This window comes from Longimicrobium sp. (genome assembly GCF_035474595.1).
Taxonomy (GTDB): domain Bacteria; phylum Gemmatimonadota; class Gemmatimonadetes; order Longimicrobiales; family Longimicrobiaceae; genus Longimicrobium.
This window is the reverse complement of the sequence record NZ_DATIND010000157.1, coordinates 41,329-52,221: the sequence shown is the minus strand read 5'-3', so window position 1 is coordinate 52,221 and position 10,893 is coordinate 41,329. Positions and strand designations below refer to the sequence as shown.

Here is a 10,893-nt window from a genome sequence, read left to right as displayed (position 1 = left end):
GACGGTGGAGGCGTACGCGCACCAGGAGGTGCCATTCGACCAGCTGGTGGACGAGCTGAAGGTGGAGCGCAGCCTGAGCCATCCCCCCGTCTTCCAGGCGATGATCGCGCTGCAGAACGCGTCCGGCGCCGGCCCGGAGCTACCCGGCCTGCGCGCGGAGCCCGCAGGCGCGGAGGTGGGCGCGGGGGAGGGATACCTGGCGCTGTACATGGAAGAGGACGAGCGGGGGCTGGACGCCGTGCTCCGGTACCCCACCGACCTCTGGAACGCGGCGACGATGGAGCGGGTGGCGGGCCACCTGCTCACCCTGCTGGACGCCGCCGCGGCGGATCCAGACAAGCGCCTCTCGCGCCTGCCGCTGCTGTCGGAAGACGAGCGGGCCCGCCTGGTCGCGGAGGCCGCCGGCCCGCCGCTGGAGGTGCCGGCGCTCCCCGCGCACCGCCTGTTCGAGGCGCAGGTAGCCCGCACGCCCGACGCCGTCGCCGTCGTCTCCGGCGGGACCGTGCTCTCGTACGCGGAGCTGAACGCCCGCGCCAACCGCCTCGCCCGGCGGCTGCGCGCGCTGGGCGTGGGGCCGGAGCGGCGGGTGGGGGTGTGCCTGCACCGCTCCGCGGAGCTGGTGGCCGCCCTGCTGGCCATTGTCAAGGCCGGGGGCGCGTACGTCCCGCTGGACCCCGCCGATCCCCCCGGGCGGCTGGCGTACCTGCGCCAGGACGCCGGCGTGTCGCTGGTCGTCTCCTCGGCGGAGCTGGCGCACGCGGCGGACGGCGACGCGCCGGTGCTGTGGATCGACCGCGAGCCGCTGGACCGTGAATCGCCGGAGAACCTGGACGGGGAGGCGGATCTCGACGGACTGATGTACATCATCTACACCTCCGGCAGCACCGGCCGCCCCAAGGGCGCCATGAACGCGCACCGCGGGGTGGTCAACCGGCTGCACTGGATGCGGCGGGAGTACGGCATCGGGGCGGACGACGTGTTCCTGCAGAAGACGCCGTTCTCCTTCGACGTCTCCGTGCAGGAGTTCTTCCTCCCCCTGGTCGTGGGCGCGCGGCTGGTGGTGGCCCGGCCGGAGGGGCACCGCGACCCCGGGTACCTGCGAGAGGTGATGGAGGCGCAGGCGGTCACCTGGGTGCACTTCGTCCCCTCGATGCTGGCCGCGTTCCTGGAGCAGCCCGGGCTGGAGCGGCTGGCGGCGCTGCGCCGCGTCTTCAGCAGCGGCGAGGCGCTCTCGCGCGAGCTGGCCGAGCGGTGCCTGGCCCGGCTTCCCGCGTCCGCCGGGCTGCACAACCTGTACGGGCCCACGGAGGCGGCCATCGACGTCTCCTGCTGGCCCTGCCGCGGCGACGACCCCTCGCGCCCCGTGCCGATCGGCCGGGCGGTGGCGAACACGCGGCTGCACGTGCTGGACGGGGCCCTGCAGCCGGTGCCGCCCGCCGTCACCGGCGAGCTGTACATCGGCGGGGTGCAGGTGGGGCGCGGCTACCTGCGGCGGCCGGGGATGACGGCGGAGCGGTTCGTCCCCGACCCGTTCTCGCCCGAGCCCGGTGCGCGCCTGTACCGCACCGGCGACCGGGCGCGCCTGCGGCCGGACGGCGCCATCGAGCACGCGGGCCGGACCGACCATCAGGTGAAGGTGCGCGGCTTCCGCATCGAGCCGGGGGAGATCGAGACGGCGCTGCTGGCCCGTCCCGCCCTGCGCGAGGCGGTGGTGGTGGCGCGCGACGCGCGGCTGGTCGCCTACATCGTGGCGGCGGAAGGCGCCGCCGCGCCGCCCGCCGCGGAGCTGCGCGCCCACCTGGGCGCCACCCTGCCGGACTACATGATCCCCGACGCCTTCGTGACGCTGGACCGGCTCCCGCTCACCGTCAGCGGCAAGGTGGACCGCCGGGCCCTCCCCGCGCCCGAGCGCGCCCCCGAGCGCGACTACGTTCCCCCCACGACCCCCGCGCAGAAGACCATCGCCGGGTTCTGGGCGGAGGTGCTGGGGGTGGAGCGGGTGGGGGTGGAGGACAACTTCTTCGAGCTCGGCGGGCATTCGCTGCTGGTGGCGCGGCTGCACGCCCGCATCCGCGAACGCTTCGCGCGCGAGGTGACGCTGGTGGACCTGTTCCGCCACACCACCGTGGCCACGCAGGCCGCCTTCGTCACGGAGAACCCGGACGCGGCCCCCGCCGTCACCGTGGCGCAGCAGCGCGGCACCGGCCGCGCCGGCCTGCGCCGCGCCTCCGTGGGCACGCACCGCGGACGCCGCTGAACCCGCTGGCCATTCCCTGTTCCCATTCCCTGGTCGTGCAGATGAGCAGTCCGAATCCACCGGAGTTCCCGCCCACCGCCGTCGCCGTCATCGGCATGGCGGGACGCTTTCCCGGCTCGTCCGACGTGGACGCCTTCTGGCGCAACCTGCGCGACGGCGTGGAGGGGATCACCCACTTCACCGTGGACGAGCTGCGCGCGGAGGGGGTGAGCGAGGAGGTGCTCGCCCGCCCCAACTACGTCCGCGCCCGCGGCTGCGTGGAGGGCACCGACCGCTTCGACGCCTCGTTCTTCAACTACCGCGCGCGCGACGCGGAGCTGATGGAGCCGCAGATCCGCTTCTTCCTGGAGGCGTGCTGGGAGGCGATGGAGTCCGCCGGCTACGACACGGCGGAGTACGAGGGCTCCGTGGGCGTGTACGCGGGCGCCACCGCGCCGTCGTACTTCATGCACCACTACGTCCGCGACCCCTCGCTCTTCGAGGGCGTCAACCGCTGGCAGCTGAGCACGATCACGGAGAACGACTTCCTGACCACCCACGTGTCGTACCGCATGCGGCTGCGCGGGCCCAGCATGAACATCCAGAGCGCGTGCAGCACCTCGCTGGTGGCGGTGCACGTGGCCACGCAGGCGCTGCTGAACGGCGAGTGCGACATGGCGCTGGCGGGCGGCGTCTCCATCGGCGTCCCCAGCCGCCGCGGCTATCTCTACGACGAGGGGCACATTGTCTCCCCCGACGGCCACTGCCGCGCCTTCGACGCCGACGCGCGAGGGACGGTGGAGGGCGAGGGCGTCGGGGTCGTCGTCCTCAAGCGGCTGGACCGCGCCCTGGAGGACGGCGACAACGTCCTGGCGGTGATCCTGGCCACCGCCGTGAACAACGACGGCGAGTTCAAGGCCAGCTTCCTGGCGCCCGGCGTCAACGGCCAGGCCGAGGTCATCACCGAGGCGCAGGCGGTGGCGGGCGTCACCCCCGACACCATCACCTACGTGGAGGCGCACGGCACCGGCACCCCGCTGGGCGACCCCATCGAGTTCACCGCGCTCAGGGAAGCGTTCGGCGCGGCGGAAGACGGCCGGCCCTGGTGCGCCGTCGGCGCGGTGAAGACCAGCGTGGGGCACCTGGACGCCGCGGCGGGGATCACCGGCTTCATCAAGACCGTGCAGGCGCTGCGGCACGGGCAGATCCCGCCCACCCTGCACTTCCGCCGGCCGAACCCGCGGCTGGGGATCGAGGGGAGCCCCTTCTTCGTGGCGGACCGGCTGCTGGAGTGGACGGTGCGGGACGGCGGACCGCGGCGCGCGGGCGTCAGCTCCTTCGGCATCGGCGGGACCAACGCGCACGCGGTGCTGCAGGAGGCGCCCCCCCGCGAGCCCTCCGCCCCGGGCCGCCCCTGGAGCCTGCTCGTCCTCTCCGCCCGCACCCGCGGCGCCCTGGAGCGCGCGACGGAGAACCTGGCGCGCTGGCTGGAGGAGCACCCGGACGCCGGCCTGGCGGACGTCGCCTACACGCTCCAGGTGGGCCGCCGCGCGCAGAAGCACCGCCGCAGCGTCCTCTGCCGCACCACCGCCGAGGCGTCGCGGCTGCTGCGCTCGCTCGATCCCGCGCGGGTGCGGACGGACGTGGACCCGCGCCGCATGACGCCGGTCATCTTCCTCTTCCCCGGCCAGGGGGCGCAGTTCGCGGGGATGACGCGCGAGATCTACCGGCACGAGCCGGTCTTCCGCGAGGAGCTGGACCGCTGCTGCGAGCTGCTGCGCCCCCACCTGGGGCTCGACCTCCGCGGCATCCTCCACCCCGCGGCCGGGGAGGAGGAGGAAGCCTCGGCGCGGCTGCGGCAGACGGCGCTGGCCCAGCCCGCGCTCTTCGCGGTGGAGTACGCGCTGGCCAGGCTGTGGATGCACTGGGGGCTGGAGCCGGAGGGCTTCGCGGGCCACAGCATCGGCGAGTACGCGGTCGCCTGCCTCGCGGGGGTGATGTCGCTGGACGACGCGCTGCGCCTGGTGGCCGCGCGCGGCGCGCTGATGCAGGAGATGCCCGCGGGGGCCATGCTCTCCGTCTCGCTCCCGGAGAGCGAGGTGCGGGCGGTCCTTCCCGCGGAGCTGGACCTCTGCACCGTCAACGGCCCGGCGCTCACCGTCGTCGGCGGGACGGGCGAGGCGGTGGAGGCGTTCGCGGCGGAGCTGGAGGCGCGCGGCGTCCACCACCAGCGGCTGCACACCTCGCACGCCTTCCATTCGCGGATGATGGAGCCGATCGTCGCGCGCTTCGAGGCGGTGGCGCGCGAGGTCACCCTGCGCGCGCCGGAGATCCCCTTCGTCAGCAACCTCACGGGCGGGTGGATCAGCGACGCGCAGGCCACCAGCCCGCGCTACTGGGCGGACCACCTGCGCGGCGCCGTGCGCTGGGACGACAACCTGCGCACGCTGCTGGACGAGCCCGACCGCGTGCTGCTGGAGGTGGGCCCCGGCCGCGGCCTGGCCACGCTCGCCCGCCGGCACCCCGCCCGCGAGCCGAGGATGCTGGTGCTGCACTCGCTGCCGCACGTGAAGGACGAGGCGGGAGAGGAGGAGACGCTGTCGGCCACCGCCGCCGCCCTGTGGCACGAGGGGATCGAGCCCGACTGGCCGCGCGTGTACGAAGGCATCCGCCGGCAGCGCCTGCGCCTGCCGACCTACCCGTGGGACCACGGCCGCTACTGGCTGGGCCGCCGCGACAGCGGCACGCTGGACGCGCACGAGTTCGTGCCGCACGGCGCGCACCACTTCACCCCCGAGTACACGCCGCCGCGCAACGAGACCGAGGCGGGGGTGGTGGAGATCTTCCAGGAGCTGTTCGGCCTGGAGAAGCTGGGCATCTACCACAACTTCTTCCACCTGGGCGGCGACTCGCTGCTGGCCGTGCAGCTGGCCGGGCGCATCCGCGACCGCTTCGGCGTGGAGGTGCCGCTGCGCGCCATCTGGGAGATCCGCACCGCGGCCGAGGTGGCCCAGCTCGTGGCCCGCGGCATGGACCCGGGCGGCGAGGCCGCGTCCGCCGCCGGGCCCGGGCCGGAGCCGGCCGCCGAGCCGCAGCCGGCCTGACCGCCGTCCGCACCAGTGCCGGGGCGGACAGTCCGCCCCGGCCGAAACCCAACCACCGCGAGACCGATGAAGCTCCCCCACTTCCTCTCCCCCGGGATGCGCACCTACACCGCCGTGTGGTTCGGCCAGATGGTGTCGCTGATCGGCACGGCGCTCACCGACTTCGGCGTGGGCGTGTGGATCTACCAGAAGACCGGGTCGGCGACGCCGTTCGCCATGATCCTGCTGTGCACGGTGGTTCCCGGCATCCTGGTGTCGCCGGTGGCCGGCGCGCTGGCGGACCGCTGGGACCGCCGGCGCACCATGGTGCTGGCCGACGCCGGCGCCGCGCTCAGCACGCTGTTCATGGCGGTGCTGCTCTTCGCGGGGCAGCTGGAGCTCTGGCACATCCTGCTGGCCGTCTCCGTCGCCTCCACCTGCCGCGCCTTCCAGGGGCCGGCGTGGCTGGCCAGCACCGCGCAGCTCGTCCCCCGGGAGCACCTGGGGCGGGCCAGCGGGATGATGAACTTCGCGCGCGGCCTGGCGGGGATCGCGGCCCCGGCGCTGGGCGGCGTGCTGGTGACCACCATCGGGCTGGGGCGGGTGATGCTGATCGACTTCGCCACCTTCGGGGTGGCGGTGGCCACCCTCTTCGCCGTCCGCTTCCCGCCCGTCCCGCGCCGCGCCGAGGCGGAAGGGGCGAAGCGGGGGGTGCTCCAGGACGCCGCGGACGGCTGGCGCTACGTGGGCTCGCAGCCGGCGCTGCGGGCGCACCTGCTCTTCTTCGCGCTGGTGAACCTGGGGCTGGGATACGTGTGGGTGCTGCACGCGCCGCTGGTGCTGGGCTTCGCGGGCGCGCGGTCGCTGGGCATCGTGGGCTCGGCGATGGGGGGCGGCATGCTGGCGGGGAGCCTGGCGATGACGCTCTGGGGCGGGCCGAAGCGGAAGGTGGCGGCCATCCTCGGCTACGGCGTGCTGCTGGGCGTGTGCCTGATGGTGATGGGCGCGCTTCCCTGGGTGCCGCTGGTGGCCGCCGGCATCTTCGGGATCACGCTGGGCATCCCGGTGATGAACGGCAGCCTGATGGCGCTGTGGATGCCGCGCATCCCCCAGGAGGTGCAGGGACGCACCTACGCGGTGCTCCAGGTGCTGGTGTGGTCGACCGAGCCGATCGCGTACCTGACGGCGGGGGTGCTGGCGGACCGGGTGTTCAAGCCGCTGCTGGTGCCGGGCGGGCCGCTGGCCGGCAGCCTGGGCGCGGTGATGGGCACCGGGCCCACGCGGGGCCTCGGGCTGCTGCTGGGCACGGTGGGCGTTTTCGTGCTCTCGGCGACGGCCTGGGCCGCCCTTCTCCCGCACTTCCGCACCGCGGACTCGATCCCGCCGGTCGTCAAGCCCGCCGCGTCCGCCGCCGCGCCCGCGCCCGACGATGCGCCCGCCGGCGAGCCGGCGCCGGTGCCGGCCTAGGAGTGGTCCGCGATCGGGAATTTGCAGCGTCCCCCGGAGCGAAGCGCGGTGGCTCGTTCGGCTATCGCCGGTTCACCGTCCTGGGTGAGGTGAATCGAGTTGGGGGGAGGGGCCGGCCGGGTGGGTGCCCCGCCGTTACCCTCGTCCTCCGCTTCTTCCTGCGTCCGCGCTCGTCAGCCCGCCCGTGGTCGAGAAACCACCGGCTCATGTCGCGTTGGACGATTTCTTGAACGATTTCCGGCGGATGCGCTGGCACGGAGGATTACGGCGGGTCACAAATTCGTTGCTGCTGCGCGCATTTTCGCGTGGTGGTCACAAGCGAACACGGGATCGCGCCGACTGATACCGGATCTGGCTATTATCTGTGCATTACAATCGCACAGAGAGAGACGTCATCCTGAGGCCGACCACACCGTCGTTGCCCCTGCACGAGCGATTGCAGGCCGAAGGATCTATAGGCAAGGTCGCACGTGCGCTTCCGGATTGCACGATCGATCTCCGAATCCGGTATGATAAGCGTGAGGTCGGAGGTTCGAGTCCTCCCAAGCCCATCAGTAAAGCAAGGCCCCGCAACGGTTTACGTTGCGGGGCCTTTGCCGTCTGGCGAATCAGTCTCCCGGCAGCAGACCACCTTGGGTCGCGGGCGCCATTCATCCCAGTTGCATCCAGCGGACGCGCCGCAGGATTCGGGGCGGCCGTAGCCGGTGAAGTGCATCATGGAGTTCGCCGCTTCCAGCCCCCTTGCGGTGCGAGAGCAGGTCGCGCAGCGTCACCTCGGGCGAGAGCACGCGTCGGGGAACTCCATCCACGCTCAAGCGCGACGACGAGGGCGACATCGATCTGGCGGCGTTCCCCAGCAGGCATGGCTCTCCCCTGTTCGTGATTTCGGACTGCTCTTTTGGGGAGTGTCGAGGGAGAGACTTCCCCGACCCCTCAGAGGAAAGCATCTTGTCGAAACGTGCCTTCTCGACGTTGAGGATCTTGTTATCCTGCCGGAAGGGAGATCCATGGCATTCGACTCGGCGGTGAGCATCGGCGGGCGGTCTCTTCTCGACGGTATCTGGCGCGTGTTGCAGCCGGCGGTCGCGCATCTGCAGGGATGGCTGCCGCTCTCGATCCCGGGAATGACGAACGCGTCGATGCGCGTGACGCGCTTCGTGCCGGTCGAGCGCAGCTCGCTGGGCGGCGTCTTTCAGGTGATGGCGTTCGTCGAGGCGCGCGGCGAGGTGCTGGTCACCGCGAGTGTGCAGGCCGGAACGCTGCGGCTGACGCTCGGCGACGTGCGGCTGAGCATTCCGACGTCGACCGCGACGCTCACGGCGATGCCGGTGGAGAGCACCCTGACGATTCCCGCCGACGCGACGGCCGGCACGATCTCGCTGCCGACCGGCGCCGCGACGATCGGTTTGAGTGACCTCACCGGCACGGTGACGTCGCCGATGCACACCGAGTCGATCTCGCTGCCCGCCACCGTCGCCACGCTCGCCATGCCGGTCGATGCCGGCAACCTCGGCATCCCGCTGCCCGCGGTCGTACCGATCCCCATCGAGCTCACCTCCGCACGCCGGCCGGCATCGGTGAACGTCTTTCTCGCGCTCGATGCGCGCAGCGAAGTCGATGCGGCGAGCGGCTTCGGCGTGATGATCCAGCAGGGAGGAGAGCCGCTCGTCGGGACCGTTGCTCCCGACCTCGTCCCGGCGGCCGAGCTCGCGCGCACGCTCACGCGCGACATCGAGGCCGTCGTGCGCCAGCTCCTGGGAGGGCTCTCGATCGCACAGCCGGTGATCGACGTCACCGCGATTGCGAACCGCCTCGCGGAGAGCGTGCGCGCCGCGATCGGGGAAGCGCTGCGCAGCGGCTTCCTCGCGCTCGCCGGCCGCACCGGCAAAGTGGTGTTTCCGCCGGCGGCCGCGGGATCGTCATGCGAGGTCGCGCTGCTGCCGACGCATGCGAACGCGCAGCTCGTCTACGACGGCTCGGTTCCGGGTCACTACCTGCAGATCGCGTTCGCGCGCAGCGCGCCGGTGGGCGATCCGCTCTTTCCGTTCTTCACCCCAAGCGGTCCGCTCGACGTGCAGGTCGACATCAGCAACGAGTTTCTGCGCGATCTGCTCTGCTGCCTGATCGAGAAACTCCCGGTCTTCTCCTTCTCCACCGTCTCGACGCCGGTGAGCGACGGCCGCGGCGTGTGCTGCGACTGGAGCGGCGTCACGCTGCAGGTCGGCATCTTCAGCCTCACCGGCAAGCTCTCGCTCTGCATTGCGCGCACGGCGGACGGCACGAAGGAGATTCTGATCAGCGGCGCGTTCACGTCGCCGAGCGCGCTGCTCGACCTGCGGGCGAATTTCACGCTGGTGCTCGCCGCCGATTTGGATGACCTCGCCCACGTCACCTCGCTGCGGCTGACCACCGTCCGGGCGCTCGACGTCGGCGTGAAGATGGGAGGAGGACTGATCGCGCTCATCATCATCGGAGCGATCTTCACCATCATCGTGCCCGGTTGGACCGTCGTGATCGCAGGCGTGCCGCTGCTGATCGTCGCGTACCTCGACGCACAGCTCCGCGGCCTGTTCTCCCTGATGCTCAGTCGGCTGCGGGAAGGGACGTCGCCGGCCGCGGTGCCTCCCGCGGTGTTCGAAGCCTTCGGACGCCTCGCCTCGCGCTCGATCCGCATCGACGATCTCGTCGCGCGCGGGACGATGAGCGTGCCGTCGTCGCCGTGGGCGCTCACGCCGTCGATCGCGCCCGCGGAGCTGTTCCCGACCCAGACTCACGTCCCCGAAGCACCTCCATAACGCTGCGCGAGAACGTCTGGCATCCATCACAAGAGGTGTTTTTCCGGATTCGCCGGTGGACCCGCCGGCGGAGCGAGTGCGTTCCCGATCCCCGGCCGGGGCCTCTGTTCGGCCCAGAGCGCCGCGCCGGCCTCGTCGGTCAGAAGCGTGGTGTGCTCCATCCCGACCTTGTCCAGCTCGGCCGACCCGTGAACCGTCCCGCCATCGAGGTCGATGTCTGACCAGCGGAGCTGGCGCATGGCCGATCCGGTGCCCGTCTGGTGCGCCAGCACCAGCACGAGGTCGAACTGCGGCGCCCGCCATGAGGATGGACGAAACGCAAGTTGTTGCGTAAACTGGGAGCTCCGCTTCGCCGTTTCGGAACTCTCACTCAAAGGATCCTCCCATGAAGACGCTTCGCCTGGACCTGGACAGCCTGCGCGTGGAGTCGTTCGGCACCTGCGCTGCCGAGGCCCGGATGGCGGAGGTGCCGCCGACCTACGACCGCTCCTGCATCCTCAGCTGCCCCCTCGCCTGCGGCTGAGCCACCGCTGCAGCCCGCAGAACGACGGCGGACGCGGCAAGGCAGCCGGGTCGAGTCCTCCCCGGCCCATCCAGACGAAGCGCCCGCGCGGTCATCCGCGACGGGCGCTTCGTCGTTTCTGCCATCCGGAGGGCGTGTGTCTTGCACGCCCCGCGTCCGCTCCTTCTCAGGCGCATGGAACCCGCGATCGGACGAGGGATGAACGTGCTGCGTGGGATACTCGCTGCTTTCCTGCTCGCGCTGGCGATGGTGTCGCTTCCGGCAGTGGCTGGGGCGCAGACGCGCCAGCTGCTGGACGCGCGGGTGCGGGTGACCGCGCCGCCGGTCCGGCCGGACAAGGTGACGGGCCAGGTGACGCGGTTCGACACCGCGCAGCTGGTGGTGCGCGACGAGGCGACGGGGACGGAGCAGTCGTTTCCGCTGCACAGCATCCAGCTGCTCGAGATCTCGCGCGGGCGGACGGCGGGTGGGAGCGCGGCCAGCCGCGCGGGACTCCTGGCGTTCGTCGGGGGCGGCTTGGGCGCGATCGCCGGGCTGCTGATCCCGGGCGAGGGGAGCGCCGGCGGCCGCATCGCTTTGTTCGGCGGGGGCGGAGCGGTGGTCGGCGGCGCGATCGGCGCGGCGTGGGGATCGTCCGCGCCGCGCGAGCGATGGGAGTGGGCGGTGCGGCCGTTCGGATACGATCCGTCGGCGCGGGCGCCGGTCCTCGCGCCGCCACCGCCTCCATCCTGATCCGCGCGAGCGACGAATCCGCATCTCCCTCAAGCCCCGCCGGCGGTACTCGCAGGC

The 10,893-nt window shown here is 72.2% G+C and carries 7 protein-coding genes; 6 read left to right on the top strand and 1 reads right to left on the bottom strand.

Features of this window, described 5'->3' with window-relative positions; translation table 11 throughout:
- The 4 genes from VLK66_RS28040 to VLK66_RS28025 all read left to right on the top strand — a co-directional run.
- A partial coding sequence (locus tag VLK66_RS28040) for an amino acid adenylation domain-containing protein (RefSeq protein WP_325312829.1) occupies positions 1 to 2,257 on the top strand: 2,257 nt, incomplete at its 5' end.
- 41 nt (positions 2,258 to 2,298) lie between these two features.
- Positions 2,299 to 5,340 carry a type I polyketide synthase gene (locus VLK66_RS28035; protein ID WP_325312828.1) on the top strand — a complete coding sequence of 1,014 codons (3,042 nt, stop codon included), beginning with the start codon at positions 2,299 to 2,301 and terminating at the stop codon, positions 5,338 to 5,340.
- Positions 5,341 to 5,406: 66 nt separating this feature from the next.
- On the top strand, positions 5,407 to 6,786 hold the full coding sequence (locus VLK66_RS28030) for an MFS transporter (protein WP_325312827.1): 1,380 nt from the start codon (positions 5,407 to 5,409) through the stop codon (positions 6,784 to 6,786).
- 1,007 nt (positions 6,787 to 7,793) lie between these two features.
- Entirely contained in the window at positions 7,794 to 9,581 is a 1,788-nt protein-coding gene (locus VLK66_RS28025; protein ID WP_325312826.1) for a hypothetical protein, read from the top strand.
- Between the two features lie 26 nt (positions 9,582 to 9,607).
- On the opposite strand, the gene VLK66_RS28020 is transcribed toward VLK66_RS28025, so the two are convergent.
- Complete coding sequence (locus tag VLK66_RS28020; protein WP_325312825.1) at positions 9,608 to 9,859, bottom strand: hypothetical protein; 252 nt, start codon at positions 9,857 to 9,859, stop codon at positions 9,608 to 9,610.
- A gap of 107 nt (positions 9,860 to 9,966) precedes the next feature.
- Here VLK66_RS28020 and VLK66_RS28015 point away from each other — a divergent pair, with 107 nt between their 5' ends.
- Both VLK66_RS28015 and VLK66_RS28010 read left to right on the top strand, forming a co-directional pair.
- Complete coding sequence (locus VLK66_RS28015; RefSeq protein WP_325312824.1) at positions 9,967 to 10,104, top strand: hypothetical protein; 138 nt, start codon at positions 9,967 to 9,969, stop codon at positions 10,102 to 10,104.
- Positions 10,105 to 10,302: 198 nt separating this feature from the next.
- A complete protein-coding gene (locus VLK66_RS28010) occupies positions 10,303 to 10,836 on the top strand; it encodes a hypothetical protein (protein ID WP_325312823.1) in 534 nt (177 codons plus the stop codon).
- Positions 10,837 to 10,893 lie beyond the last annotated feature (57 nt).

Coding starts and splice junctions, on each gene's coding strand:
- VLK66_RS28010 (WP_325312823.1), top strand. CDS start 10,303: ATGAACGTGCTGCGTGGGATACTCGCTGCTTTCCTGCTCGCGCTGGCG.
- VLK66_RS28030 (WP_325312827.1), top strand. CDS start 5,407: ATGAAGCTCCCCCACTTCCTCTCCCCCGGGATGCGCACCTACACCGCC.
- VLK66_RS28015 (WP_325312824.1), top strand. CDS start 9,967: ATGAAGACGCTTCGCCTGGACCTGGACAGCCTGCGCGTGGAGTCGTTC.
- VLK66_RS28035 (WP_325312828.1), top strand. CDS start 2,299: ATGAGCAGTCCGAATCCACCGGAGTTCCCGCCCACCGCCGTCGCCGTC.
- VLK66_RS28025 (WP_325312826.1), top strand. CDS start 7,794: ATGGCATTCGACTCGGCGGTGAGCATCGGCGGGCGGTCTCTTCTCGAC.